Source organism: Geothrix mesophila, from assembly GCF_022808835.1.
GTDB lineage: Bacteria > Acidobacteriota > Holophagae > Holophagales > Holophagaceae > Geothrix > Geothrix paludis.
The window spans coordinates 450,067-476,559 of sequence record NZ_JAKZLD010000001.1 but is presented as its reverse complement, the minus strand read 5'-3'; the positions used below and the strand labels follow the sequence as shown (position 1 = coordinate 476,559).

Annotated in this window: 23 protein-coding genes and 1 pseudogene; 7 read left to right on the top strand and 17 right to left on the bottom strand. The window is 67.5% G+C overall.

Annotated elements, in window-relative coordinates; genetic code table 11:
- On the bottom strand, positions 1-672 hold the full coding sequence (mtgA, locus tag MLG87_RS02215; protein WP_425250878.1) for a monofunctional biosynthetic peptidoglycan transglycosylase: 672 nt from the start codon (positions 670-672) through the stop codon (positions 1-3).
- Between the two features lie 109 nt (positions 673-781).
- Here mtgA and MLG87_RS02210 point away from each other — a divergent pair, with 109 nt between their 5' ends.
- Positions 782-1,930: a M29 family metallopeptidase gene (locus MLG87_RS02210; RefSeq protein WP_243293593.1), complete on the top strand. Its 1,149-nt coding sequence runs from the start codon at positions 782-784 to the stop codon at positions 1,928-1,930.
- A gap of 401 nt (positions 1,931-2,331) precedes the next feature.
- Here the strand turns inward: MLG87_RS02210 and MLG87_RS02205 are convergent, their stop codons facing one another.
- From MLG87_RS02205 to MLG87_RS02190, 4 genes are all read right to left on the bottom strand, one after another.
- Entirely contained in the window at positions 2,332-2,562 is a 231-nt protein-coding gene (locus MLG87_RS02205; RefSeq protein ID WP_243293592.1) for a cysteine-rich CWC family protein, read from the bottom strand.
- A gap of 70 nt (positions 2,563-2,632) precedes the next feature.
- The gene (locus MLG87_RS02200; RefSeq protein ID WP_243293591.1) at positions 2,633-2,983 is read right to left on the bottom strand and encodes a DUF2200 domain-containing protein; all 351 of its coding nucleotides are present in this window, start codon (positions 2,981-2,983) and stop codon (positions 2,633-2,635) included.
- A gap of 181 nt (positions 2,984-3,164) precedes the next feature.
- Positions 3,165-3,734 (bottom strand): YdeI/OmpD-associated family protein, encoded by a 570-nt coding sequence (locus tag MLG87_RS02195; RefSeq protein WP_243293590.1) that lies wholly within the window; start codon positions 3,732-3,734, stop codon positions 3,165-3,167.
- A 158-nt stretch (positions 3,735-3,892) separates the two neighbouring features.
- The gene (locus tag MLG87_RS02190) at positions 3,893-7,114 is read right to left on the bottom strand and encodes a S41 family peptidase (RefSeq protein WP_243293589.1); all 3,222 of its coding nucleotides are present in this window, start codon (positions 7,112-7,114) and stop codon (positions 3,893-3,895) included.
- Between the two features lie 275 nt (positions 7,115-7,389).
- On the opposite strand from MLG87_RS02190, the gene ilvA reads away from it, so the two are divergent.
- Entirely contained in the window at positions 7,390-8,928 is a 1,539-nt protein-coding gene (gene ilvA / locus MLG87_RS02185; protein ID WP_243293588.1) for a threonine ammonia-lyase, biosynthetic, read from the top strand.
- 103 nt (positions 8,929-9,031) lie between these two features.
- On the opposite strand, the gene MLG87_RS02180 is transcribed toward ilvA, so the two are convergent.
- From MLG87_RS02180 to MLG87_RS02170, 3 genes are read right to left on the bottom strand one after another with little or no spacing between them, the layout of a single operon-like run.
- On the bottom strand, positions 9,032-9,739 hold the full coding sequence (locus tag MLG87_RS02180) for a 16S rRNA (uracil(1498)-N(3))-methyltransferase (RefSeq protein WP_279341042.1): 708 nt from the start codon (positions 9,737-9,739) through the stop codon (positions 9,032-9,034).
- Positions 9,736-10,257: a GNAT family N-acetyltransferase gene (locus tag MLG87_RS02175; protein ID WP_243293587.1), complete on the bottom strand. Its 522-nt coding sequence runs from the start codon at positions 10,255-10,257 to the stop codon at positions 9,736-9,738. The genes MLG87_RS02180 and MLG87_RS02175 overlap by 4 nt, the downstream gene beginning before the upstream one ends.
- Positions 10,258-10,268: 11 nt before the next feature.
- Positions 10,269-10,619: a TfoX/Sxy family protein gene (locus tag MLG87_RS02170; protein WP_243293586.1), complete on the bottom strand. Its 351-nt coding sequence runs from the start codon at positions 10,617-10,619 to the stop codon at positions 10,269-10,271.
- 61 nt (positions 10,620-10,680) lie between these two features.
- Between MLG87_RS02170 and MLG87_RS02165 the strand changes: the two genes are divergently transcribed.
- Positions 10,681-11,583, top strand: coding sequence for a bifunctional enoyl-CoA hydratase/phosphate acetyltransferase (locus MLG87_RS02165; protein ID WP_243293585.1), 903 nt, complete (start codon positions 10,681-10,683; stop codon positions 11,581-11,583).
- 5 nt (positions 11,584-11,588) lie between these two features.
- Here MLG87_RS02165 and MLG87_RS02160 read toward each other — a convergent pair whose 3' ends face one another.
- The 5 genes and pseudogenes from MLG87_RS02160 to MLG87_RS02145 form a co-directional block, all read right to left on the bottom strand.
- Positions 11,589-12,443 (bottom strand): hypothetical protein, encoded by an 855-nt coding sequence (locus MLG87_RS02160; protein WP_243293584.1) that lies wholly within the window; start codon positions 12,441-12,443, stop codon positions 11,589-11,591.
- A gap of 56 nt (positions 12,444-12,499) precedes the next feature.
- Complete coding sequence (buk, locus tag MLG87_RS16350) at positions 12,500-13,642, bottom strand: butyrate kinase (protein ID WP_425250877.1); 1,143 nt, start codon at positions 13,640-13,642, stop codon at positions 12,500-12,502.
- 36 nt (positions 13,643-13,678) lie between these two features.
- A pseudogene (locus MLG87_RS16345) lies at positions 13,679-14,707 on the bottom strand (phosphate acyltransferase); the annotation flags it as partial.
- Between the two features lie 76 nt (positions 14,708-14,783).
- Entirely contained in the window at positions 14,784-15,371 is a 588-nt protein-coding gene (locus MLG87_RS02150) for a hypothetical protein (RefSeq protein WP_243293582.1), read from the bottom strand.
- 86 nt (positions 15,372-15,457) lie between these two features.
- Positions 15,458-17,107, bottom strand: a complete 1,650-nt coding sequence (locus tag MLG87_RS02145) for a BamA/TamA family outer membrane protein (RefSeq protein WP_243293581.1) — start codon at positions 17,105-17,107, stop codon at positions 15,458-15,460.
- A 210-nt stretch (positions 17,108-17,317) separates the two neighbouring features.
- Between MLG87_RS02145 and MLG87_RS02140 the strand changes: the two genes are divergently transcribed.
- Both MLG87_RS02140 and MLG87_RS02135 read left to right on the top strand, forming a co-directional pair.
- Positions 17,318-19,348: an SPFH domain-containing protein gene (locus MLG87_RS02140; protein ID WP_243293580.1), complete on the top strand. Its 2,031-nt coding sequence runs from the start codon at positions 17,318-17,320 to the stop codon at positions 19,346-19,348.
- Positions 19,349-19,432: 84 nt separating this feature from the next.
- Positions 19,433-20,278 carry a tetratricopeptide repeat protein gene (locus tag MLG87_RS02135; protein WP_243293579.1) on the top strand — a complete coding sequence of 282 codons (846 nt, stop codon included), beginning with the start codon at positions 19,433-19,435 and terminating at the stop codon, positions 20,276-20,278.
- Between the two features lie 27 nt (positions 20,279-20,305).
- On the opposite strand, the gene MLG87_RS02130 is transcribed toward MLG87_RS02135, so the two are convergent.
- The 3 genes from MLG87_RS02130 to MLG87_RS02120 are packed head-to-tail and all read right to left on the bottom strand — an operon-like array spanning position 20,306 to position 22,876.
- Complete coding sequence (locus MLG87_RS02130; protein ID WP_243293578.1) at positions 20,306-21,481, bottom strand: cache domain-containing protein; 1,176 nt, start codon at positions 21,479-21,481, stop codon at positions 20,306-20,308.
- Positions 21,482-21,503: 22 nt separating this feature from the next.
- Complete coding sequence (locus MLG87_RS02125) at positions 21,504-22,094, bottom strand: DUF8082 domain-containing protein (protein ID WP_243293577.1); 591 nt, start codon at positions 22,092-22,094, stop codon at positions 21,504-21,506.
- Positions 22,091-22,876 carry a DUF4388 domain-containing protein gene (locus MLG87_RS02120; RefSeq protein WP_243293576.1) on the bottom strand — a complete coding sequence of 262 codons (786 nt, stop codon included), beginning with the start codon at positions 22,874-22,876 and terminating at the stop codon, positions 22,091-22,093. The genes MLG87_RS02125 and MLG87_RS02120 overlap by 4 nt, the downstream gene beginning before the upstream one ends.
- Positions 22,877-23,076: 200 nt before the next feature.
- Here MLG87_RS02120 and MLG87_RS02115 point away from each other — a divergent pair, with 200 nt between their 5' ends.
- Together MLG87_RS02115 and mtnA are read left to right on the top strand one after the other, a co-directional pair.
- On the top strand, positions 23,077-23,724 hold the full coding sequence (locus MLG87_RS02115) for a class II aldolase/adducin family protein (RefSeq protein WP_243293575.1): 648 nt from the start codon (positions 23,077-23,079) through the stop codon (positions 23,722-23,724).
- Between the two features lie 177 nt (positions 23,725-23,901).
- Positions 23,902-24,912, top strand: a complete 1,011-nt coding sequence (mtnA, locus tag MLG87_RS02110) for an S-methyl-5-thioribose-1-phosphate isomerase (RefSeq protein ID WP_243293574.1) — start codon at positions 23,902-23,904, stop codon at positions 24,910-24,912.
- A gap of 108 nt (positions 24,913-25,020) precedes the next feature.
- Here mtnA and purF read toward each other — a convergent pair whose 3' ends face one another.
- Complete coding sequence (gene purF / locus MLG87_RS02105; protein ID WP_243293573.1) at positions 25,021-26,451, bottom strand: amidophosphoribosyltransferase; 1,431 nt, start codon at positions 26,449-26,451, stop codon at positions 25,021-25,023.
- Between the last annotated feature and the right edge of the window lie 42 nt (positions 26,452-26,493).

Genomic DNA, 26,493 nt, shown 5'->3' with positions numbered 1-26,493 from the left:
TCAGAGCTTCGCCTCCATCTCCTTCACCATCTGCTCGCCGCCCAGCTGCCGCATCTGGTTCAGGATCCAGGCCTGGCGGCCCCGGACATAGTCGCTGGGGGCATTCGCGCGGAACTTGCGGGGGTTGGGGAGCACGGCCGCCAGCAGGGCCGCCTCGCCGGGCGTGAGGCGCTTGGCGGGCTTGCCGAAATAGGTGCGGGCCGCGGCCTCGGCCCCGTAGACGCCATCCCCGAACTCCACGATGTTCAGGTAGACCTCCAGGATCCGCTTCTTCGACCAGCCCAGCTCGATCATCAGCGTGAACCAGGCTTCCGCGCCCTTTCGCGTCCAGGAGCGGGTGTTCCACAGGAAGAGGTTCTTGGCCGTCTGCTGGGACACCGTGGAGGCGCCGCGCTTCTTGCGGCTGTGCTCGTTGTGCTGGACGGCCTTCTCGATGGCGTCCCAGTCGAAGCCGAAGTGGTCCGGGAAGTTCTGGTCCTCGGCGGCGATCACCGCCGCGCCCAGGCTGGGCGAGATGTCCTCCAGGGGCACCCAGCGATGATGGGAGACATAGGGCTTGCCGCTGGACCAGGATTCCACCCGGCGCTGCACCATGAGGGCCGACACGGGCACGGGCACAAAGCGGAACACCGCCACCAGCACCACGCTGATCCCCAGAAACAGGCCCAGCATCCAGCCCAGGACCACCAGGATCCGTCCGCCCCACCCGCGCTTCTTCTTCGCCATCCCTCCAGGATGCCAGCCCAGTCGCCCTGTGGCATCCTCGCAGGCGGAGGAAGGCATGAGCGAAGCCCTGACGGGACCCGAACTGGTGGCGCTGGTGCAGCGGGTGTTTCAGCCGCGGCCGGAGGACAAGGCCCTGGCCATCCTGGTGGACCTGCCGGACCTGCACGTGCCGGACGACGCCGGCTGGATCGAGCGCCGAGCGATCGCCCAGGCCTGGGCTGACTCGCTGAACGCCCACCGCCGTGAACTGGGACTGGAGACCCGGCTGGTGGTCTACCCCAACGTCCACACCAACAACGGCGACCTGCCCGAGCGCGCCTGGATCCACGCCGGCGGTCCCCTGCCCTCCGCCGATTCGCTGGACTCCGCGGCCTCCGTGAGCTTCGCCGAGCTCTACGCCGGCCACCCCATCCTCATCGCCCTCACGAAGTTCTCTGCCACGGCGCCCCTCAAGCTGGCCGCGAAGACCCACCCCATCCGCGCCGCCACCATGCCCGGCTTCCGCTCGGACATGATCCCCGCCCTGCGCCTGGATTACACGGAGGTGAACCGCCGCGTGAACCTCCTGAAGGATCTGCTGGACCGGGCCGAGGGCGCGAGCTTCCGTTTCGGCACCCCCGACGGCCCCTGCGAGCTCTTCGTGGACCTGCGCCACCGCACGGGTCACGCCTCCGGCGGCCTGCTGCCCGCGCCGGGTGTGGCGGGGAACCTGCCCTCGGGCGAGGCCTACATCGTGCCCTACGAGGGCGAGCGCGATGGCGACCCCAGCCGCACGGCGGGCGTCATGCCCGTGCAGTTCGGATCAGAAGTGGTGCGCTACCGCATCGAAGGCAACAAGGCGCTGGAGGTGATCAGCCAAGGCCCCAAGTCCCGGGAGGAAGCCGCCCACCTCGCCCAGGAGCCCGCCTACGGCAACCTGGCGGAGCTGGGCCTGGGGGTGCTCGCGGCCTTCGGCGTGAAGCCCATCGGCGAGATCCTCCTGGACGAGAAGCTGGGCCTCCACCTCGCCTTCGGCCGCAGCGACCACTTCGGCGGCCAGGTGGGACCGAAGGATTTCAGCGGCCCCGAGGCCGTCATCCACATCGATCGCGTCTACGTCCCCGAGACCCAGCCCGACGTGAAGGTGTTGGTGGTGGACCTCGCGATGGCCGACGGCAGCGCCGCGCCGCTCATGCGGGATGGAGCCTACACCGTGGGGTTCTGATCCCGGCAGCCTTCAGTCCCGAAGGAACAACTGATTCACCACCAAGACACCAAGGCACCAAGAACTGCAAAAGCGATTCTTGGCGTCTTGGCGGTGCTCTTTGTGACTTGGTTATTGGCTTCTGTCTGCCTGGAATGATCGAACCGCGAAAGACGCGAATCGCCCTGCGGGCGCGCGAACGGCGAACGATGCCGCTTCCGTCTCCACGCGCGGGGCGGGCCTGACGGTCTTCAGGAGCCGACGTTCCCGCCCCGCGTGTGGCCAGTCGCGCATTGCGCGCCTGGGGGCCGAAGGCCTGGGCGGCCCATCCCCGCCGCATTTCGCGCCCTTTCGCGTCATTCGCGGTTCCTTGCTTTCCTGCCTGGGTCAGGCCGAAAACAAGACTTTGTTATTTCAGCCGATCAGCCACGGTGCTCTGTCGGCGGCGCCTCGGCGCAGCGGCGGCAGAGACAGACCACGTTCCGGAGCTCCTCGGGGACCAATGCCAGCGAAGCCGGGTTGAAGGTGACGGTGGTGCACCAGCAGGGCGCATCCAGACGGCCACAGGCGGCGGGGGCGCACCCGTTCGGCCCGCCGCAGAGGGGGCAGGTCTGTCTCTGGGCGGCGGTCAGGCTCTGGTAGTCGAGGGGCATGGTCGGAACTCGGAACGGCGGTTCAGGAACGCAGGGTGGCGATGGTGGCCTGCATGAGGGCCACCACCTTTTACTGGCGCAAGATCTTGTCCATGGATTTGCCCTTCGCGAGCTCGTCGATGAGCTTGTCGAGATACCGGATCTTCTGCGTGATGGGGTCCTGGATGTCCTCGACGCGAACGCCACACACGACACCCTTGATCTTGGAGCTGTTCGGGTGGATCGCCGGGGCCTGATCGAAGAAATCCTGGAAATCAATGTTCACCGCGGTGTGGCGGCGGAGCTGCTCGCGGCTGTAGCCCGTCAGCCAGCAGATGATGGTGTCCACCTCCTCCTTCGTCCGGTTCTTGCGTTCGGCCTTCTGCACGTACAGCGGATAGACCGTCGTGAAGAGCAGCTTGGAGATTTCGCGTGGGGGCATGGTGGCGTCTCTTGGCTTGATCGTTTCAGAGATGGCTAACGGATAATACCGGCCCCGCATGCGGAGAGGTGATGAGCGGAGCCGTGGAACCGGGACGCTGAGAGGGGGCGGAAGGAAAGCAAGTGGGATCCGGGTTGAGCGCAGGGTTGGGCCTTGTTTGCATGCAGTAAGACCGATTGCGTCATGGATGGGGCTTTCCGCCATCACTTAGCATTTCAATGAATTGAGTGATCTTCTTCGCACGTGTCTCGGCCTTCTTGACGTTTTGAATTCGGAACAAGATGGCATACCTATTTTGGCTGTTGAGCGTTGCAAAAAACGCTTTTGCTTTTAGGTTTGCATCAAGAGCTTGCTGCAAGTCGTCAGGGACGGTCGAAGCGCTCGCTGATGAGTACGCCGCATCCCATCTTCCATCCAGCTTTGCGCGTTCTATTGCGACCAGACCCGCTGGCCGCATCCTTCCCGCTGTGATGAGTGCCTCCGCCTTTTCCTTGTTGATCTTCGACCAGATGCTCTTGGCAGTTCTCGGTGTAAATCGCTGAAGCCAATAGTGCTGATCTTCTAATTGCTTTTGGCCATCAATCCAACCATGGCAAAGAGCACTTTCCAGCGCTTCTGCATAAGTGACCGTTGGTTGCTCGGCAGACTTCTTTGCCAAGCGAAGCCATACGCCGGTCGAAGTGCCGCCATTGCCCTCAAGCCAAGCTTCCCACTCTGATTGCGTTGCGAATGTAAGTCTTGATTCGCTCATGGTGCTTTCACGAAAAGCCTAGCCACATTTAGACACCGATGAACGAAGAGGACGGTAATGGGACCACTTTCCCACCACCGTCCGTCCGTCGTCTATCAGCAGCTTGCTTTGTCTTTTCTTGGTGCCTTGCTGGTGGACCTTATTTCAGTGAGAACGAGTCATCGCTTTGGATACGCCGGCACCGCCGGAAAGCTCGGTGTCGGGTTCTCCTTGAGCTGCTTCAGCAGGGTCTCGATGCCCACTTCGAGCTGGCGGTCGTGGCCCTGCAGGAGGCTGGCGGGGTCGTTCTCCACGGTGAGGTCGGGGTCGGCGCCGTGGTTCTCCACCCACCACTTCCCTTCCTTGCCGTAGAAGCCGTTGTTGCTCTGCTCGACGCGGCCGCCGTCCAGGGTGAACTGGGTGTTGATGATGCCCACCAGGCCGCCCCAGCTGGGCACGCCCACGATGGTGCCGAGCTTCCGCGCCTTCACATGCTCGAGGAAGGCCTCGCCGTCGCTGCCGTTCTGCTCATTCGTGAGGAAGACGTAGCGGCCGTCGCTGGCGGTGCCGGGGTAGCGGAAGGGCCCCATGCCGCGCAGCACGTTGAAGCCCACCTGCTTGCGCTCCAGCTTGTCGATCATGAAGAACTCGGTCCAGCCGCCGCCGTTGCCGCGCACGTCCACCACGATGCCCTTCTTGTAGCGGAAGGCGCGCCAGTACTTGTCGAACTGGCCGATGTTCTGGTCGCCCATGGCCGTGATGTGCATGTAGCCGAGCTGGCCGTTGGAGGCCTTGTCCACGGCGGCGATGTTGCCGGCCACCCAGTGCTCGTAGCGCAGGGACCCGTCATTGGGGACGGGTTCGACCTCGATGGTGCGGGCGCCATCCATGGTGGGCTTCGCGTTCACCGTCAGCGTGACCTTCTGGCCCTTGATGACCTGGAGGCGCGACTCGATGGCCTCGGGGGCCTTGAGGGGTTTGCCATCGATGGCCAGCAGGTAGTCGCCCTCCTTCACCTTGGGCGCGGGGTCAGCCAGGGGCGCCTTGAGGTCGCGGGCGTAGGCCGTGGGGCCATACACCTTGGCGAAGCGGTAGACGCCGTTCACGACCTTGAAATCGGCGCCGAGGAACCCCGGATAGACCGGGCTCGGAGCCAACTTGGCCGGGCCCAGGTCGCCGCCGGACACATAGGTGTGGCTCACGCACAGCTCGCCCACCATCTGGCTCAGCAGCCAGTTCAGTTCCTGCCGCGAGTTCAGCTCGGGGAGCCAGGCGCGGTACTTGGCGCCGATGGCGGCCCAGTCGTTGCCGTTCATGGCCGTGTCGTAGAAGAAGTCCCGGTACCAGCGCCAGGTGTCCTCGAAGATCTGCTTCCACTCGGCCCGGGGATCGGCGGTCATGATCATCCGCTCCAGGTCCAGCTTCTCGGGCAGGGCCTTGGAGGTGAACACGGCCGCGGCCTCGCCCACATGGAAGTTCGGCCCCTTGCGGAGGAGCAGGCGCCGGCCCTCGGCATCGAAAGTCCAGTCGCTGATGGCGTCGGTCAGCACCACCTCCTTGTCCTTCTTGGCGGAGGCGTCATAGAGGTGCAGCTTCCACTTGTCGGCGCCGCGGGGCGCGTAGAACTCCTCCACCACGTTGTCATCCCAGCCCTCGACCTCGTCCCAGCCGACGATGCCGCGGCCGGCCTTGAGGTGGAAGAGGTTGCCGGGCTTCACGGGCAGGGGCGCGATGCGGTCGGACAGCCCCGCCACATCGATGCGGAAGGCGCCGGATGCGGAGGAAGAGGAGCCGGCCTTCTCCTCGCCGGCCCGCAGCTTCACCGCCATGACCTGCACGGGCGTGGACTGGATGTGGTTGTCCTGGCTGGGGTCGAGCCTCGTGTGGAAGTTGCTGTAGCTCAGGAAGTAGAGGGTGCTGCCGTCCTGGTCGAAGGTGGGGTTCACGCAGTCGTAGAACCCGTCCGTCAGAGCCACCTTTTGCTTCGTGGCGAGGTTGAAGAGAACGATCCGACCGTTGCGGCTGGGCTCCACCACCGAGTAGGCCACCCACTGGGAGTCCGGCGCCCAGGCGTAGTCGCTCACCTCCCAGGAGAACTGGTCGTTCTTCAGGTCGTGGAACTCGTCCACCTTGGTGAGCTTCTTCGTAGCCACGTCCATGACATAGATGGCAAAGCTCTTGTCGCCGAAGAGGACCTTCGTGCCGTCCGGGCTCCACTCCAGGTGGTAGAGGGCGGTCTTGAGGCCCGTGGGGATGCGCTCTGCCGCGCCGCCGTCCGCGGGCTGCACGTAGAGGTCGTAGTCGCCGCTGGCGTCGCTGAAGTAGGCCACGCGCTTGCCGTCCGGCGACAGGCGCGGGAACCGCTCGCGCACGCCCGGCGTCTGGGTGAGGTTCTTCGCGGGCTTCGCCGCGTCCGTGGGCAGGAGGAAGACTTCTCCCCGGGCCTCGAAGACGGCGGTCTGGCCCGTCAGGCTCATGGCCTGGATCCACTCCTTGGGGTTCACAGGATGGGGCGCCACCTTCCAGCCGTCGCTGGCGGTGATGACGGGGACAGCATGGACGGCCTTCGTGGCTAGATCGAGAGCCTGGAGGCGGCCGCCCTGCACGAAGACGACCGTGCGGCCGTCCGTGCTGGGCTGCTGCACGTCGAAGTCCTTCAGGTCCGTGAGCTGCTCCACGGCCTTGGTGGCGGGATCGACAGCATAGAGGTTGGTGATGCCGTTGGCGCCGCGGTCGGACTCGAAGAGCACTTTGCCGTTCGCCCAGATGGGGGCGCCGTTGCGGCCCACGTAGTCCGTCAGCTTCGTGAAGCCGCCAGTCTTCAGGTCCGCCAGCCAGAGGTCCTGGTGCAGGCCGCCCTTGTAGCGCTTCCAGTAGTACTCGACATGTCCCTTGGAGCTGTAGGCCAGGCGCTGGCCATCCGGCGACAGGGTGCCCTGGACCGCCCGCGGGACCGCGAGGGCGGCGGGCTCGTGGCCTTCCAGATCGACGGTGAAGAGTCGTTCGATGGGGCGGCGGTCGTACCCGCCGAGGGCCTTGACCACCACCTGGAGGCTGTCCGGCGTCCACCCCTGCACGGAGGCGTACCCGCTCCAGGTGAGGCGCTTCGGCATGCCGCCTTCGGCGGGCATGACGTAGGCCTCGGTGGCCCCGTCGTACTGGGCGGTGAAGGCAATCCACTTGCCATCGGGGCTGAAGCGGGCCGCGGTCTCCAGGCCGGGATGCGACGTCAGGCGACGGGCCATGCCGCCCTTGAGGGAGCCCAGCCAGAGGTCGCTTTCCCAGGTGAACACCACGCGATCGCCATGCACATCCGGCGAGCTGACGAAGCGGGGAGCGCGATCCTGGGCCACGAGGGCGCAGGCCACGAGAAGCACGGCGGAAGCACGGAAGCGCAGCATCAAAGACTCCGGTGAGCGGTGGACCACTATACATCGCTTCACGAGGAAGGAGCGAGTCCCTCGTGGACGAACCCCTGAATCGCCTTGTGGCGCCTGGGAATCGGTGCTAGTTTGACCTTCCAACAGGCTTTCCATGTCCCACGCCGGTTCCGCCATCATTTGCGCCGCCATCGCGATTATTCCGTCGCGCGAGGGGGCATAGGCCGGATCCGATCCACGATTCCAAGCCCCCCGCACCGCAAGGTCGGGGGGTTCTTCTTTATCCCGGAGTGCCCATGAGCCCGGACCCAGTCCAACTTCCCCAGGATCTCCTCGAGCGGATCCTCACGGCCCTCGTCTACGACGTGGCCATCGAGTCGCCCTTGGAGGCGGCGCCCCGCCTGTCCAGCCGGGTGGGCTGCCCCGTGTGGCTGAAGCGCGAGGACCTCCAGCCGGTGTTTTCCTTCAAGCTCCGGGGTGCCTACAACAAGATCGCCCGGCTCGACCCCGCAGAGCGGGCGAAGGGCGTCATCGCCGCCTCCGCCGGCAACCATGCGCAGGGCGTGGCCCTGTCCGCCCGGAAGCTGGGCTGCGAGGCGGTGATCGTCATGCCAGTGACCACGCCCCGCATCAAGGTGGACGCCGTGCGCCGCCTGGGCGCTGAGGTGGTCCTCCACGGGGACTCCTTTGACGAGGCCTATGCGCACTCCCAGGCTCTCATGGCCGCCGGGGGCAAGGTCTACATCCACCCCTATGACGATCCCGACGTGATCGCGGGTCAGGGCACCATCGGCCTGGAGCTGCTGCGCCAGATGCCCCGGGGCCTGCGAGCGGTCTTCGTGCCCGTGGGCGGCGGCGGCCTCATCGCGGGCATCGCCGCCTACCTGAAGCGGCTCCGGCCGGAGATCCGGATCGTCGGCGTGGAGCCGGTGGATGCCGACGCCATGACCCGCTCCCTGGCGGCGGGCCACCGGGTGAAGCTGGAGCGGGTGGGCCTCTTCGCGGACGGCGTGGCCGTCAGCCAAGTGGGCGCCCTGCCCTTTGAGCTCTGCCGGCGGCACGTGGACGAGATGGTGAGGGTGGACACGGACGAGATCTGCGCCGCCATCAAGGATGTCTTCGAGGAGAACCGCTCCATCCTGGAGCCCTCCGGGGCCCTGGCCCTGGCGGGACTCAAGGCCTGGGTGGCCTGCCAGGGCGCGGACCCGGCCGACGGCAACCTGGTGGCCATCCTCTCCGGCGCCAACGCCAACTTCGACAACCTGCGCTTCGTGGCGGAACAGGCGGAGCTGGGCGAGAAGCGGGAGGCCATCCTCGCCGTCACCATCCCCGAGCGGCCGGGCAGCTTCAAGGCCTTCTGCGAGCTCATCGGCGCCCGCGCCATCACCGAGTTCAACTACCGCTTGGCGGACCCGGACCGGGCTCATATCTTCGTGGGCCTGCAGATGGCGGACCGTTCGGAACTCGAACCGCTGCTGGCGCGCCTGCGGGCCAAGGGGCTCGAGGCTCAGGATCTGAGCGAGAACGAGATGGCCAAGCTCCACGTCCGCCACCTGGTGGGCGGTCGGGCCCCCGCGGCCACCCACGAGCGGCTCTACCGCTTCGAGTTCCCCGAGCGTCCCGGCGCCCTGCTCCGGTTCCTGGAGCGCATGAGCCGCGGCTGGAACATCTCCCTCTTCCACTACCGCAACCACGGCGCCGACTACGGCCGCGTCCTGGCCGGCATCCAGGTCCCCCCCGAGGACCAAGCTCCCTTTCAGGCCTTCCTGGACGGCCTGGGCTACCGGTTCGTGGATGAAGGCGACAACCCGGCGTACAAGCTGTTCCTGGGTTGAATGTTTGAACCCGCGAAACACGCGAAAGAACACGAAAATAGACCTGTCAACTTTTCGCGCGCCCGAAGGGCGATTCGCATCTTTCGCGATTCTAGGTGCTTCTCTAGAACAGCTTCCCCACCAGCGCCGCCAGGGCAGTCTCGGTGCGGAGGATGCGGGGGCCGAGATCGAGGGGGTGCAGGCCTGCCTTGAGGAGGCTCTGCACTTCGGCCTCCACCCAGCCGCCCTCGGGGCCGATGGCCAGGGTGACGGGAGCGGCCAGGACCTTCGGGGCCCCGGCGCCGGTGCCGGGGTGGGCCATGAGGCCCGTGCCGCCCGCCAGCAGGCCGGGCAGCTCGTCCTCCACGAAGGGCCGGAAGAGCCGCGCCAGGCGAAGGTCCGGCAGCACCGTGTCCTTGGCCTGCTCCAGGCCCAGGATCAACTGCTCGCGCAGGTTCCCGGGCTTCATCCTCGGGCTGGCCCAGTAGGCCTTCTCCACCTTCCAGGCGTTCAGCAGGACGATGCGGGCGGCGCCCAGGCTGGCGGCCGCGGCCACCACGCGGTTCAGGACCTTGGGTCGCGGCACGGCGATCAGGAGCGTCAGCGGCAGCTTGGGCGGCGGCGTCTGGTCCAGCGTCAGCTCCAGCTCAAGGGCCTTGTCGTCCAGGCGCAGCACCCGGCCCCGGCCCATCTTCCCGTTTAGCAGGCCCACGACCAGCTCATCGCCCACCGTGGCGCGATGGACCTCGCGGACATGGGCCAGGCGCCGACCCGTGAGGCGGGCCCGGGCCGGCGCCACCAGGTCCTCCGGCAGCAGCAGCACCAGGTTCAAGGCAGGTCCCGGGCCAGGAGCAGGTCGCGGTCGGTCTGGTTCCCCACCTGGAAGATGTGCTCGCCCACCTCGCGGAAGCCCGTCCGGCCGTAGAAGGCCAGGGCCTTGAGGTTGTTCTCCCACACGCCCAGCCAGAGGACGTCCGCGCCCCAGGTCCGCGCCATCTCCACCGCCTCCGCCATCAGGGCCGCGCCCCGGCCGCCGCCCTGGGCCGCGCGCAGCACGTAGATGCGCTGCAGCTCGACCGGGCGCTCGCCGGGGACGCCCGGCTCCCGATGGCCCAGGCGCAGCTGGAGGAAGCCCACAGGCACCCCATCGACCTCCAGGATCCGCGCGGGCCGGGAGGGATCCTCCAGCTCGGCGCGCTGGATGGCCTCGCCATAGGCGGTGGCCAGGAAAGCCTCCAGGTCCGGACCGGAGATGTACTGCTCGAAGGTCTCGTGGAAGGTGCGGGCGCCGAGATCCGCGAGGATGGCGGCGTCCTCCGGGGTGGCGGGTCGGATGGCGATGGCGGGCATGGACGCTACTTTCACTTGGGGTTGGAGCGGGGCTTCGTCTTGGCGCGGACGGCCACGGCGATGGCCTTGGCCATCCAGACCGCGAGCTGGTCCGGGTCCTCCAGCACCTCGACAGGCAGCTCGTAGTACTGCATCGGCCGCGCGGGATCGCCGAAGGGCATGAAGGGTCCCATGCCGGCGGCCTCGAAGTCGGGGCGGTTCGTGTCGTCCGCCTTGAAGTAGAGCGTGTCCTCCGCGGCCAGGGCGAAGGCGCGTCCGTCGGCGAAGAAGCAGAGACCGCCGAACATCCGCCGGGAGTCCACGGGGCGGATCTGCCCCATCTGCTCCAGGAGGTATGTGCGGTAGCTCACGGAAACGGCCATGGCGCCATGGTACTCTCCTCGCGGCACTGCCGGGACGCCCGGCGTTTTCACAGGATCCCCCATGCGGATCAACACCCTAGACGATCTCCTCCGCGCCGTGAAGGACCGCCCCCGCAAGCGCCTGGTGGTGGCCTGGGCCAACGACGCCCACACCCTGGAAGCCGTGAACGCCGCCGTGGAGGCCGGTCTGGTGGAGGCCATCCTCGTGGGCGACGAACCCGTCATGGTGAAGGTCTGTGGCGAACAGGGCATGGCGAAGGAGCGCTTCCGCATGGTCCACGCCGCCACGGACACCGAGGCCGCGGACAAGGCTGTGGCCATGGTGCGCTTCGGCGAGGCGGACCTCCTGATGAAGGGCCTGCTCAGCACCGAGAAGTACATGAAGGCCATCCTGAACAAGGACCAGGGCCTGCTGGACCCCGGCGCCATCCTCAGCCACGTGACCGTGATGGAGCACCCGGGCCATCCCAAGCTGCTCATCGCGGGCGACGTGGCCGTGATCCCCGAGCCGGAGTTCAAGGAGAAGGTGGCCATCCTCGGCTACCTGGTGCGGACCGCGAAGGCCCTGGGCGTCGAGACCCCCAAGGTGGCCGTGCTGGCCGCCTCCGAGCAGGTGCAGCCGAAGATGCGCGCCAGCGCCGAGGCCGCCCTGCTCTCCAAGATGGCTGACCGCGGCCAGATCAAAGGGACCCTCGTCGACGGGCCCATGGCCCTGGACGGCGCCATCGACCCTGAATCCGCGCGCATCAAGGGCATGACCGGCCCCGTGGCGGGCGACGCCGACTGCCTGCTCTTCCCCAACCTGGAGGCCGGCAACACCTTCTACAAGGCCGGCACCAAGCTGGGTGGCGCCGAGATCGCCGCCGTGGTGGCCGGAGCCAGGGTCCCCTGCGTGCTCAGCAGCCGGGGCGACACCGCCAAGACCAAGCTCAGTTCCATCGCCCTGGCGGCCCTGCTGGCTTAAAGCATCTACTTCTTCTCGACGTTCAGCTCCGAGAAGGTCATGAGGATCTGCTGCCTGTTCGCGCTCCCCATCCAGACGCTGAGATCGAGCGCCACAGGAAGCGGAAGCTCCTGGATGGCCTTGTTCTTGATCTGGACCTTCAGGCGTAGGGAGGATGCAGTGGACAGATACTCGGCGTCGTAGCCGGCCAGCACCAGCCCTCCCGGCTGGCGCTCGAAGGCGGGCCGGATGGTGGAGTCGAAGGCCGGGCTCTTCACCTTCATCTCGGTGATGGTGAAGGTCCGGTCCATCTGGAGGTGGACCTTGATGTCCCCCGTCTCCTCCCAGTCCACCAGGTAGTGGGAGCCTGCGTCCTCCAGCCGGGCGGAGGTGCCCGCGGGCGGGAACGGAGTGTTCACCATGAAGGGGGCCCAGGTCTGGAAGAAGCCCGTGAGGGTCTGCTCCATGCCGTTGTAGACCTGGTTCAGCCCGGCCGTGGTCTGGGGATTCGGGCTGTCCACGGTGTTGTGCGAGACCTGGGCGTCGCCCTGGGGGCCCACCAGCACGTCGAAGCGGACCTTCGCGAAGAGGTCCAGGGCCGCCCGGTACCCCTCCGGGTTCGTCTTCGCCTGCTCCGCCAGCATGGCGGCCCAATCCGGCGTCGCGACAAAGCGGTAGCGGTTGAAGCCCTTCCCGGCCAGGTTCACATAGGCCGCACGGGCCTTCTGGAGCACCGCTTCGGGGTCGGCCACGACCTTAGGCGCCGTGGCTTTCGGCGCGGCCTTGGGGGGCGCCGCCTGGAGTGCGGGTCCCCAGGCCGTCAGGCCGAGTCCGGCCGAGGCGAGGAGGAGGATCGGGGCAAGGCGGCGGCGGTGGCTCAAGGGGCCCTCCGGGAGGTCAGGTTTCGACGATGGATGGCCCCAGTCTAAGGGCGTTCTCAGGCTGGTGGGTAATCCTTGGCCATTTCCCGGCCGGAGAGGACGCGCAGGGCGCCCTTGGCGAGGGCGGCCATCTCGTTCTCGCCGGGATAGACCTTCACGGGGCAGCCGAGGGCGGCGGTCAGGCGAGTCAGCTCCGCCACCAGCTTCGGGGAGCGGGCCATGCCTCCCGTGAGGAGGATGGCGTCGATGGAAGCGCCCTCGAAGGCGGGTGCCAGCGCCGTGATGGCCTTGGCGATCTGGTAGATCATGGCGTCATAGACCAGCGTGGCTTCGACGTCCCCGGCCTCCACCCGGCGCTCCACCTCGCGCATGTCCGAGGTGCCCAGCAGGTCGATCATGCCGCCCCGGCCCTTGTTCTTGAGCTTCAACTCGGCCTTGGTGTACTTGCCGGAGAAGCAGAGGTCGATGAGCTGGCCCGCGGGCAGGGTGCCCGTGCGCTGGGGCGAGAAGGGCCCTTCCCCGTCCAGGCCGTTGTTCACGTCGATGTAGCGGCCCTTGCGGTGGGCGCCCACGGTGATGCCGCCTCCCATGTGGGCCACGATGACATTCACGCGCTCGTAGAAGGTCTCGTGCTCCTCTGCGTAGCGCCTGGCCGTGGCGATCTGGTTCAGGGCATGGCTGATCACGCGGCGGGGCAACTCCTTCAGGCCGGATACCTTCACCTTCGGATCGGCCTCGTCCACCACCACCGGATCCACGATGTAGGCCGGGGTACCCGTGCCGGCCACCAGCTCGGCGGCGATGAGGGCTCCCAGGTTCGAGGCGTGCTCTCCGCGCGACCCTTGTTTCAGGTCCTCCAGCATGGGAGCTCCCACCCGCCAGGTGCCGTGGGGGATGGGCCGCAGGAGGCCCCCCCGCCCGGCCACGGCGTCGAGGTCCGCAGGGGTGAAGCCCCGGTCCCGCAGGAAGCACAGGACCGCATCCTTGCGGAAGGCGAACTGCTCGGTGATGGGGTGGCCCTCGAAGGGCTTCAGCTCTTCGGCGGGATGCTGGAGCTCCTCCGTGAACCGCTCCTCATCGCCTTCGAAGATCGAGGTCTTGGTGGACGTCGATCCGGGGTTCAGCACCAGCACGCGATGGCGCCGGAAGAAGGTGTCCTTGGGCGTCCGCTTCCACTCGCCGTAGGCGTGCAGGCGCATGACGGAGGCCTTGATGGCCAGGCGGATGTCCTCGGGCGTGCAGTCCATGGGCAGGTCCACGCCCTGGAACCAGAGGCCGAACATGACGGGGAACTTCTTCGCCTCCGGGAACCGCGTGGCGTAGAGGTGGTAGAGCAGGTTCCCCATGTCCAGGTTGGGGCAAACGATCACATTGGGGACGCCTTCCCAGGGCAGGCCGTCCGCATGGTACAGGTCCGCGGAGCGGCGCGAGAGGGCCACGCTGACCTTCACCTCCCCACGGATGTGGATGCTGGCGTAGCGCGTGTGGTGGGCGATGCGTTCCGCGAGGATCTCCGGCACCAGCTCGGCGGCCTGCCGCACCAGCTCGGGCGATGGTCCCTCGTCGCTGCCGCGGTTGGAGTAGGACACCATGGCACAGCGGATCTCCGGCAGCACCTCCTCGGGGATGAGGTCGCGGGCCACCGCGCAGGTGCCCACAGCCACTTCCGCCAGCGTGCGCGGCGTCATCGTCGCGTTCACGCCCACGTCGCCGAACACCACGATGTTGCGGGGGTAGACCTCCTCGGGATGCTCGTCCGGCAGCACGAACACGCCCGCCTCGCAGGCGACGCTGCGCTGGGACAGGATGTCCACCATGGGGCGGAAGAAGGCCTTGGGCTCGTGGATGGCACCGCCCACCACCAGGTCGGCGTGCCCGAGCTTCACCGCCCAGATGCCGAAGCGGCCGGGCTCCCGGACCAGGTCCCGGGCCTCCGCGATCCCGATGGGCCGCTGGTGGGTTCTTCCGAACTCCACGCAGGCTGCGGCGAAGGACTCCACCAGGTCCGGCCGGGAGGCGGGATCCACGAAGGCGCTCTCGGAGAGGGTGTAGGCCACCCGGTCCGCACCCAGGTGCGCCAGCCGCTGGGCGGCCACGGCCCGGACCTCGGCCTCGGGCGCGAGGAAGACCGGGCGGATGAAGCGCCCGAGGAAACAGGCGGCTTCGAGTGTGCGGGGATCCAGGGCCTCCGGGAACATCACCGTGGGACGGTTCCGGGGCACGGCCAGGAGACGACTGTCGAGGGACGCTTCGATGTCAAACATGGGGCTCCGCATCGCTTGAAAAGCCTTGCAGCGCAGAGTCTAGCAGGCAGCGGATTCTATTTTGCCGATCCCGTGGTCACATATCCGGCGACCGGTCTGCGACTTGGGCCGACTCCACCCAGATCACCTCGCAGGACCCGTCCCCGGTATCCGTCCGGCTCAGGCTGCTCATCCAGTGCCAGCCGTCCTTCCCGTCCGCCCGCACGAGCTGGCCCTTCAGGTGGACCAGCTGTCCGACCCGGGCCGCTTTCAGGCGCCGGGCGACACCCCCGTTCGCGGGGATCATGTGCATGTTGGCGCTGTGGCTGACGACCTGGGTTTCCAGTATGGGCATGCGCGCCGATCGCCAGAAGTACCAGCGGTCCCGCTGGTCGATGGTGAAGGCCTCCAGGACGCGCGAATCGGACATGGGGCCCCATCCCAGGGCCAAGTCCACGGGCGACAGCTCCGCCGCCCGATCGAAGCGGTAGCGTTCCTTGCCAAGGATGCGCGCATGGATGTCGAAGGCGGCGAGTGGCGTGATGGTGTGGTTCTTGAAGGTCCACGTGGCCGTCGATTCCAGGGGTTCCTGGATCGGTTCCTCCGGCGCGAGGGCGCCTGCAGGCTGGGATACGGCCCGCTGGTCCCACCACAGGAACGCGGCGATCAGGACCAGACCCGCCATGATCAGGCTTCCTCGGCGCTCACGCCATCCCTCGAGCCATTCATCCATGGCCCAAGGCTACCCTGACCGGAGGCCCGGGCCCCGGATCAGAACTTCACGACATCCGTGGCGACGAACTGGTGGTGCTCCGTGCCCGGCTCCCGGACCAGCGGGTAGGCGATGGTCAGCAGGAACACCCGCCCGACCGAACTCTTCAGGTTGCCGAGGCGCAGGCCACCCCCCACGTCCACGTAGGTGCGGCTCCATCGCCCGGTATCGGTCCGATGGATGGCGCCGGCGTCCGCGTAGGCCACGAACCCGAGCCGCAGGATGCCGAGCCAGTCGTAGGAGGTGTTGACGCGCTCCTCGAGGGAGGCCATCCATCGGCGATCCCCCAGCAGCAGGTGGTTCCCGTATCCCCGCATCCCGTCCATCCCGCCCAGGTAGAGGTAGGACTCGGGCTCCGGCCGGCGGACCGCGTCCAGCTGCACATAGGCCGCCTGGGTCTGCGCCCGGAAACCCTGGTAGTAGGTGGTCAGGCTGAGCGTCGCGAAGGCGTCCCGCCAGCCGTCGGGTTCATGCCGGGCCGCCCCCTTGGTTCGGAGCAGGATGAGGGAACTGTCCCCCGGCGCCCACCCCTTGGAGGCGCTGATCCGGACAAAGGGCGAGTCGAGGTCACTCCCCAGGCTCTTCAGATGGGAGCCCACGCTGACGCTCGCCGCCCACCCGAGGTTGTAGTCCTCGGAATGGGTCATGCCCGCGAGGTCCCGGAACGTCCGGAACTGGTCCTCGAACAGGCTCCACGAGACGTGGAGGCCCCGCAGCCGACGATTCGTCAACGAGGGGACGGGGAGGCTCCCGGCATCCAGGGTCTGGATCGGGCCGTGCTCGGATCGGCTCAGGTCCAGCCCCCCGCCCAGCCGCACAGCCCGGCCGTCCAGCACCGCCGTGGCCATGGAGCCTTCGGCCAGGAGGCCCTCCTGCCGGGAGGCGAAGGCGTAGGCGGTGAGCTCCTGGTTGTAGACCGACTGGATGGCGTCCGAGGAGGAGGCCCTGAATGTCATGGACCAGGGCGTTTCCAGCCCCCGATACGGCTTCGAGAGCTCGAGGTAGCGGGTCTTCCCGTCCGAGAGCACCTGGTAGCGCGAATCCAGCGTCCATTGGGTGCCCAGGATCTGCCGGTCCAGGTACTGCATCGTCTCGATGGAGCGCTCGGGCGTGCGCTCGTGGGACAGGATCAGGTCTTTCCCGTAGCCCAGGAAGTTGGCCTCGTGAAGGGAGAACCCGAAATTCCGCTGGCCGCCCACCTGGGTGAAGCCCGCGCTGCCCTTCAAGGTCCAGGCATCCCGGGTGCGGACCACCGCCCTGACCGCCCCGGTCTCGTCCACCTGGGGGTCGATCTGGGCGTCCTTGAAGAACCGGAAGGTCCGCAGGTTCCGCTCAGCCTCGTGGATCAGCCGGGCATTCACGGGATCCCCAGGCTTGAAGGGGATCTCCCGGCGCACCACCTGCTCCCGCGTCTGGATGTGCAGGAAGTTGGCGGTGCGTCCGATCCAATGGTTCTCGTGGGGAAGGGAGAGATCGAAGACATCTCCCACGCGGATGTCGATGTCCGCGATACGCGCCTGCCGGGCCTCCAGCTCCTCCCAGGTGGGCGGCGCCTGGGCGCCGAGCATGGCTCCGACCAGGACCCCCGCCAGGGCAGCCTTCCGGCAGAAGCGATCCGGACGTCGGCCCCTCCCCTGCGCGATGGACATGCCCAAGCCTAGGCGAAATGGTGACGGCCGTCACGGCGGATAGGGGGGATCCGCCTATGATTCGTGCCTTCGTATGGTTCTTTCCGCGCAGGATCCCAGTCATCCGCTCCTCCCGGAGCCGGGACGCAGGACCGCGGAAAGTTCCCTGAATCCGGGCGGGACGGCGCGCCGGGTCGGTACACTCCCAGAAACCCGTCCTTTGGAGTCCTCATGGACCTCACCTGGCTTTCCGCCAACCCCGGCCCGACCCTGCTGGCCCTGCTCGCCATCACCTTCGTGGTGGTGCTCCTCAGCAAGTGGATCCGCTACATCCCCAACAACCGCGTGGGCATCGTCGAGAAACTCATCAGCCGGAAGGGCTCGGTCAAGACCGGCCTCATCGCCCTCAGCGGCGAGGCCGGCTACCAGCCCCAGCTCCTGCGTGGCGGCTGGCACCTGCTCACACCCTTCCAGTACCGCATCCACAAGATGCCCCTGGTGACCATCCCCCAAGGCAAGATCGGCTACATCTTCGCCCGGGACGGCCATGACCTGCCGCCCTCCCAGGCCCTCGCCAGCAATGCCCACGGCGCCGACTTCCAGGATGTGGTGGCCTTCATCCAAAGCGGTGGCGAGAAAGGCCCTCAGCGCCAGATCCTGCGCGAGGGCATCTATGCCATCAACCTGGTGCAGTTCGTCGTGCTCACCGAGGACCGGCTCTTCTACCTGCCCCTGGATCCCGGCGAGCTGGACACCTTCCAGAAGATGAGCGCCATTATCACCGAGCGTGGCGGCTGGCGCCCCGTGATCATCAAGGGCACGGACGACGCTGTGGGCATCGTCACCGTCCATGACGGTCCCAGCCTGGCCAGCGGCGAGATCATCGCGCCCACCGTGGGCGAGGATCCCCACCAGGCGGCGACCTACCACAACAACTTCCAGGACGCCGACAAGTTCCTGGTGGCGGGTGGCCAGCGCGGGCGCCAGTACCAGGTGCTGGTGGAGGGCACCTACTACATCAACCGTCTCTTCGCCACGGTGGAGCTGATCCCGAAGACCGTGGTGGAAGTGGGCACCGTGGGCGTGGTGGTGAGCTACACGGGCGCCATCGGCGCCGACATCAGCGGCCAGGAGTACCGCCACGGCGAGCTGGTGGCCAAAGGCAGCCGTGGCGTGTGGAGCGAGCCCCTGCTGCCCGGCAAGTACGCCTTCAACACCTACGCCGGCAAGGTGCTCATGGTGCCTACCACCAACTTCATCCTGAAGTGGTCGAAGGGCGAGGTGGGCAGCCACAAGTTCGACGAGAACCTGGCGGAGGTGAGCCTCATCACCAAGGACGCCTTCGAGCCCAGCCTGCCACTCTCCGTGGTGGTCCACATCGACTACCGCAAGGCGCCCCTCGTCATCCAGCGCTTCGGCGACATCAAGAAGCTGGTGGAGCAGACGCTGGATCCCATGGTCAGCGCCTACTTCAAGAACATCGGCCAGACGCGCACCCTCATCCAGCTCATCCAGGACCGCAGCGCCATCCAGGAGCAGAGCGGCACCCAGATGAAGGAGAAGTTCGCCCAGTACAACCTCGAGCTGCAGGAGGTACTCATCGGCACGCCCACCAGCGGCGCGCCCGGCGGGCAGATCGAGCAGATCCTCGTCCAGCTCCGCAGCCGCCAGATCGCCGATGAACAGGTGGAGACCTACGGCCGCCAGCAGAGCGCCGCGGTGAAGGAGCGGGAGCTGCGCGAGGCCGAGGCCCGGGCCAAGCAGCAGACCCTGCTGACGGAATCCGCCATCGGCATCGAGGTGCAGAGCAACCAGGGCAAGGCCGACTACGCCAAGGCCCAGCAGCAGGCGGCGCAGATCCAGACGCTGGCCGGCGCCGAGGCGGAGAAGGTGCGCCTCATGGGCGAGGGCGAGGCCAAGCGCATCAAGGTCATGGCCGAAGCCCAGGCCGAGCAGGCCGCCCGCGTGGGCATCGCCCAGGCCATGGCCATCGAGGAGCAGGTCCGCGCCTACGGCGGCCCCCAATTCCAGCTGGTGCAGCAGGTCATGAGCCGCTTCGCCGAGGCCATCGAGAAGTCCCAGGTGGATGTCGTGCCCAAGATCCACATGGGCGGCGACAAGGGCGGCGGCAGCCTCATCGAGAGCCTGCTTGGCCTCCTCCTCAGCGAGAAGGCCGGCCAGCTGGCGGGCGTGGTGCCCACCGCGGCCAATCCCGAGGCCGAGGCCCTGAAGGCAGCCCTGAGGCAGAACCTCACGAAGTAGGCCCGGATCGTCCTCCGGCAAGGGGCGGCATCAGCCGCCCCTTGCTCTGTGCTAGCTTGGGGGTCTCATCCCGGACGACCGCCCATGCTGCCTCTGCTGCCTCCGTTTCTCATGGCCCAGGTCCAATCCCAAGGGCTCATCATGCCCCTGCCCCCTCCGGCGGAGGCCCTTCTCAAGGCCCAGGACTGGGGAGGGCTCGCCGACTGGTTCGAGACGGTTTCGCCAGCCCTGCGCGGAACCCACTACGAACTCTGGATGCGCTGCCTCAACCGCAGCCAGCGGTGGAGCCGCCTGCTGGAAGTGTGCGAGGCCGTGCAGCCCCAGCTCGAGGCGAAATCCGGCCCCCGGCTTGGCACCTGCCGCCTCTACCGCGCCCAGGCCCTGAGCCAGCTCGGCCGCCATCGCGAGGCGGCCGCGGCCCATGCAGAAAACGGAAAGCTCGGCCATCCGGACGGGTACCCCAACGCCTGCGCCGAGGACCGGATGGCTCAGGACTGGCCCGCGCTGCTCACCCACGCGGAGGCCCTGCTGGCCCTGCGGCCGGGGGGCGCCACGGCCACCGCCTGGAAGGGCGAGGCCCTGGCCCGCATGGACCGCTTCACCGAGGCCGAGCCCTTCCTGAAGGAGGCGGTGGCGAAGGATCCCGGGATCGCGTACGCCTGGAACAACCTGGGCCGCTGTCTGAACGAACGGCAAGCCTGGACCGAGGCCGACGATGCGTTGAACCGTGCCCTGGCCCTGGAGCCGAACCAGCTCGAGGCGCTCTTCAACCGGGGCCGGGCCCGGTTCGAGCTGAAGCGCTACCAGGAGAGCCGGGACGACTTCCGTGCGGCCCTGGCCCTCCACCCGGATGATCCGGTGATCGCCGAGAACCTGCGGCAGGCCGAGCGCTACGCCGCCCTCCCGGCGCCGAAGATGAAGCGGCGCTGAGAGGGCGGCTGGGCCCTCGCGGTCGGATCAGTCTTGCCGGGTCAGCATGGCCATGGATTTCTTGAGGCTCACACGCATCCGCTCGAAGGCGCGGATGAGCAGGCCGATCTCGTCTTCACGGTCCGTCTCGAGCTTCAGCTCCACATTGCCCATGCTGATCTCTTTGGCCTGTCCGGCGAGCTGGACCAGGGGACCGACGATCTCGGCCCGGAGGTACGCCGCGCCCAGCACGAAGCTGCCCGCGAACACCAGGACCGTGATGAGGATCAAGGTCCACAGCGCCGTGCGCTCGTTCCGGACCTGGTCGGTCACGTCGTTGAGGGTGAGCACCACGCCCACCTGCTTGCCGGAGGAATCCTTGAGCGGGAAGGCCCCCTTGGCGAGGCTGGCCCCGCTCCGGTCCAGGGTTCCGAAGTACTCGGGCGCCGCCGTCTTGCGGAAGTCGTCCTCGGAGACCAGGGCTGCCGCGGTCTTGGCATCCGGCAGAGTGGTGCTGACCATGACGAAGCCCTTGAACTGGTTCCAGGTGTCGGGCTTGCCCGAGGCCTTCATGGTCTTGTGGTACTGCTCCTCGTCCAGGAAGCGCTTGTCGACCATCACGGCCACGTCCACGCCGGTCTCGCGCTTCACCAGCTGGTCGAAGTGGTCGATCTCCTCGCCGAATTCCAGGAACCCGATCAGGTTCCCAACGTGGAGGTACGGCATGACCACGCGCAGGGCGAAGGCGGTCTTCCCCAGCTCGATCCCGCTGATGGTCTTCCCCGCCGCCCGGGACTGGAGGAAGGTGTCCCGCTGGATCGAGTCGCCGAAGTTCCCCGGGTCATGGGCCCTCAGGAAGCAGGTGCCGTCCTTGTCGATGAAGTAGAGGTGCGTGATCCCGTAGCGGGACTTGTTCGTCCGGTAGACGTCCTGCACTGCATCCAGGAGCTTCTGGCGATCCTGGTGATCCGCGTAGATCTGCCGCACGGCCGCGTTGGTGGCGAAGCTGTCCATGCCCGCGGCCAGCATCTTGGCGTCGCCCTGGAGGATGAGGTTGTAGGCGCCCTGGGACCGTTCCACCGCCTTCGTGGCGTTCAAGGCCAGGTCCTTGCGCGCGGACACCAGGAGGACCCCTGAGAAGACCGCCACCATCAGCAGTTCCAGAATGAGGATTCCGCCCAGCATCTTGAAACGGATGCTTCGCTTGAGGGCTCCAAAGTCCATGCATGACCTCCAGGTGTCGGGTTCAGCCGAGGATGGCGCGGGCTTCCTGCAGGAAGGCCTTCTGGTCGGCGGGGTCGTCGAGCTCCTTCGCCAGGCGGGCCGCGAACTCACTTGGGTCCCCCGCTCCGGGGCCGGAGGACCAGTCGGCCTGGATCCTCGTGAAGAGGAGGTCGCCGATGGGACCGATGCGGACCATGAAGGCCTCCTTCAGCGCACCCAGGGCCGAGTACTTCGGGGGGGCTGACGGGGGCAGGGATCGTGATGGGGCCGCCTCCACCTTCTCGAGCCGGTGCGCGGCCTGGACCAGGGCCAGGCTCACGAGCTGGACATTGGTGGCGCCACCGCACAGAGCGAGGATCGCCCCCTTCGAAAAGGGGCGGAGAACCAGGCGTCCCCCGTTGTACCGGAGGTCCAGGCCGCCCTCGTCGCCCTGGAGGGCCTGCCGGACCATGAAGTCCTCCGCGAGGAGCTGGGCCATTCCCCGGAGGCTCTCCATGGGATAGCTGGCGGGAAAATCAGCGGCCAGGACCGCGCCTTCCGGACTGTAGGCCATGGCCCCGACCGCTCCGGGGATGCTGAGGACCTGATGGAGGATCTCGTGGGCGTCGGTCATCGACCGGTCCTGTGCGGCGCCAGGGCCTGCCGGATCCCGGCCTCCACGGTCTCAGGGGCGGCTCCTTCCGCCAGGCTGACCGCGAGGCTCGTCTCCTTGGACCGGAACAGCAGCATCCGCTCCGGCCCCCCGTGCGTCGCGGCAACCTGGAATTCGCCCAGGCCGAAGGCCTCTCCGAGGGGCGCCGCCACCATGCTCGCGAGATACGCCCCACGGGCAGCCAGCCCTTCGACGTCGGAGCCCGCGCGGCCGCGAGGCGACCCGTGGCGGTCCATGAAGATGCCGAGGGCGACGCCGCTGACGCGTTCGACGGCCTTCAGGGGATCGTTGGAATGGGCAGAGGGGGAATGGTCGTGAGGCACCCCGGCCCTGGGCTCGACCAGGCCACGGCGGCTCTCGTCAAGCCACTGGTGCGCCGACAGGAGCAGGTGCTCCCGGCGCTTCTGGATGGACCGGCGCAGGCTCGTCACATTGGGCTGCAGCCGGAAGTTCCCTCCGGGCCAACCCATGATGTGGTTGAAGGCCTCCTCACCGCTGAGGCTGCCCACCTCGGCATGCACCACCTCGCCCTGCTGGAAGAAGATCTGCCCCTCCCGCTCCTGGTAGGTGACGAGGATGGAGCCCGAGAACAGGTTCTGCCCCTCCAGCTGGATCACGTCCGCCAGGGCGAGGTGCGAGATGGCCCCTTCGAACCCGGCCCGATCCTGGTCTCCGGGCGCCTCGACCAGGCCGGTCGAAGGCTCGGGATGGGTGGGAAACATGTCCTTCGCCGCCATCGCCATGGGAATGCCTCAAGAGGAAGTTTTCGAGAGAGGCCCATCCAGGATCTGCTTCTCCCCAGCGGGAGGGCAGCCATATTCTTTACCCTAAGGTATTGTATTTTTCACCCCTCCGGGTGAACTGTGCCCAAAATCACGCCCTTTCATGCTTCGGTCGGCCCGGAACGGCGCTGCCTCGAGGCGGGCGCCCTACACTGGATCCCATGTCCGACGCCCTCCTCACCGACCTCCTCGACGGCTGCCGCCGGCTCCATGCGGGCGGTCTCCTGGCGGCCTCGGACGGCAACCTCTCGGTGCGCCTGCCCAACGGCCTCATCGCCATGACGCCCAGCGGCGTGCCCAAGGCCAAGGTGCGCCGGGAGGATCTGGCCCACCTCACGCTGGAGGGCGAGGTCCTCTCCGGCCGTCCCAGCAGCGAGCGGGCCATGCACCTGGCCATCTACCGGGCGGTGCCGGAAGCGAAGGCGGTGGTTCACGCCCACCCGCCCACGGCCATCGCCTGGAGTCTCGCCCGACCCGAGTTGGCCGAGCTCCCCTCGGACGGCCTGCCCGAGGTGATCCTCGCCGCGGGCCGCATCCCCATCGTGCCCATGGCCATCCCCGGCACCGAGGCCATGGGGACGAACCTCCTGCCCTTTCTGCCCGCCCACCGCCTCATGATCCTGGCCCGCCACGGCGGCCTCTGCTGGGGCGAGCACCTGGACGAGGCCGTGGGCGGCCTCGAGCGCCTGGAGCAGGTGGCCCAGATCCTGTGGAAGGCCGAGGCCCTGGGCGGCGCCAAGCCCCTGCCCGACTCCGACCTCGCGGACCTGCGAGCCCTGCGCGCGAAGATCGGGCCCCGGATCATCTGAATGAATGCAACCGAGAAAACACCCGCGGAGATCGCTGAGATCAAGGAGGCCGCGGAGGGAATCTGGATTCCTCTTGATGGCGTCCTACCATGCTTTCCTCTGCGATCCTCCGCCCCCTCTGCGATCTCCGCGTGTGTCTTTGCCGTTGGCTCGATCATTCATGGATAGGAATCCAGCATGAACCCCTTTGAATCCCTCGGACTGAAACACGACGGCCGCACGCTCTGGGTGCTCGACCAGACGCAGCTTCCGGATGCGGAGGTCTGGCTGGACGGCAGCGAGCCGGCGGTCATGGTGGGTCTCATCAAGCGCCTGGCCGTTCGCGGCGCGCCGCTCATCGGCGTGGCGGCGGCGGCGAGCCTCGCCACTTTCGCGCACCGGGGAGCCTCCGCCACTGGGTACGCCACGGCCTGCACGGCCCTGCGCGCCGCCCGGCCCACGGCCGTGAACCTCATGTGGGCCATGGACCGCATGAAGGATGCGGCCGATCCCGTGGCCGAAGCCCAGGCCATCTTCGAGGAGGACGTGCGCCTCTGCGAAGGCATGGCCCAGCACGGCGCGGCACTCATCCAGGATGGTGAAGGGATCCTCACCCACTGCAACACCGGTGGCCTCGCCACCGCGGGCATCGGCACGGCACTGGGCGTCATCCGGCGGGCGCATGAGCAGGGCAAGCGCATCCACGTCTATGCCGACGAGACCAGGCCCCTGCTCCAGGGCGGCCGGCTCACCGCCTGGGAGCTGCGCAAGCTGGGCATCCCCTCGACCCTCATCACCGACAGCATGGCGGCCCTGCTCTTGCGCGACGGCAAGGTGCAGCGCGTACTGGTGGGCTCGGATCGTGTGGCCGCCAACGGCGACTTCGCCAACAAGGTGGGCACCTACGGCGTGGCCGTGCAGGCCCGGCACCACGGTGTCCCCTTCCATCCCGTGGCCCCGTCCAGCACCGTGGATCTCGCCTGCCCCAACGGAGCCGCCATCCCCATCGAGCTTCGGGACGAGGCCGAAGTGCGAGGCTACGGAGCCTGGCGCTGGGCCCCGGAGGGCATGCCCACCTGGAACCCCAGCTTCGACGTCACCCCCGTGGACCTCGTCACCAGCCTCGTCCTCGACCACGGCGTGTATCCCCGCGCCGAACTCCAACGCGGCGTGCTTTCTGAAGCTCTGGGGAAGAAAAGAATCAGATAAGCAGAGGAAAGCAGAGCGACGGAGGAAAGCGGAGAAAGATCCATTTTCTTCTCCGCTTTCCTCCGCTTCTCCGTTGTCCTCCGCTTCAAGACTTCTTTTCTCAAAACCCTACCGCGCCTCCGGCGTGTTGGTCTTCGCTCTGAACCCCTCGGGCGGGTAGATGTAGTCCAGGTCGAAGCAGGCGGTGCAGAACTCCTGGCGACGGCCCGGCAGCAGGCCCTCGAAGTCGGCGACGTCCAGCCAGCGCAGGCTGTCGGCGCCCAGGTACTCGCAGATCTCCGCCTCGGACATGCGGTTGGCGATGAGCTCTTCGCGGGTGGGAGTGTCGATGCCGTAGAAGCAGGGGCCGATGACCTTGGGGGAGCCGATGCGGACGTGGATCTCCTTCGCGCCGGCGGACCTCACCATCCGCACGATCTTGCGCAGGCTGGTGCCCCGGACGATGGAGTCGTCGATGAGCACCACCCGCTTGCCCGGAAAGAAATCCGGCAGCGGGTTGAACTTCTGCTTCACGCCCTCGTCCCGGCTGGCCTGGGTGGGCTTGATGAAGGTGCGGCCCACATAGTGGTTCCGCAGCAGCCCCATGCCGAACTCGGCCTTCTTGGTCCTGGCGTACCCCAGGGCGATGAAGTTGGAGGAGTCCGGGACGGGCATCACCACCAGGTCCTCGCCGTTGGCCAAGGCCCCATCTTTGGCGGCCATGCAGGCTCCGATGCGCTCCCGGGCCTGGTAGACCGATTCCCCGAAGATGGTGCTGTCGGGGCGGGAGAAGTAGATGAGCTCGAAGACGCAATGCCGGGCCCGAAGTGGGGCGGAGGCCACGGACACCACGGGTCGGCCCTTCTCCAGGCGCAGGATCTCGCCGGGCTTCACCTCCCGCAGGCGGCGGGATCCGATGATGCCGAAGCCGCAGCACTCCGACGCGAAGACCGTGCCCTCGCTGGCGGGCTCGCCCTCCCCATCGTGCCCCAGGTGGCCCATGACGAAGGGGCGGAAGCCATGGGGATCGCGGAAGGCATAGAGGCGGTCCTTGTACATCAGCACCGTGGAGAACGCACCCTTCAGCTCGCCCTGGACCCGGGCGATGGCCTGCTCGATGCTCATCCCGTCCCGCACGTGGTAGAGGGCGATGAGCCGGCCGATCAGCTCGGCGTCGTTGTCGCTCTTGAAGACCACGCCGTCCCGCTCCATGCCCGCCCGCAGCTCTCCGTAGTTGATGAGGTCGCCGTTGGAGGCGATGGCCATGACCGGCCCCTCCGCCAGTTCGATGGCGTGGGGCTGGGCGTTCGCCACGTCGCTGCAGCCCGCGGTGGGATACCGGACATGCCCGATGGCGGTCGCGCCTGAGAGGCGGGCCTGGGCCTCCTCGTCGAGCACCTGCTTCACGAGCCCCATGCCCTTGTGGGCCACGATGCGGCCTGCGGCGTCCCTGGCGGCGGCGCCGCAGCTCTCCTGCCCCCGGTGCTGGATGGCGAAGAGGATGGAGGAGACGATCGACGTGGCTCCCTCGGCTTCAAACACACCTGCGATGCCACACACGCTCAGCCTCCCGGAACAGATCCTCCAGGATACCAAGCGATC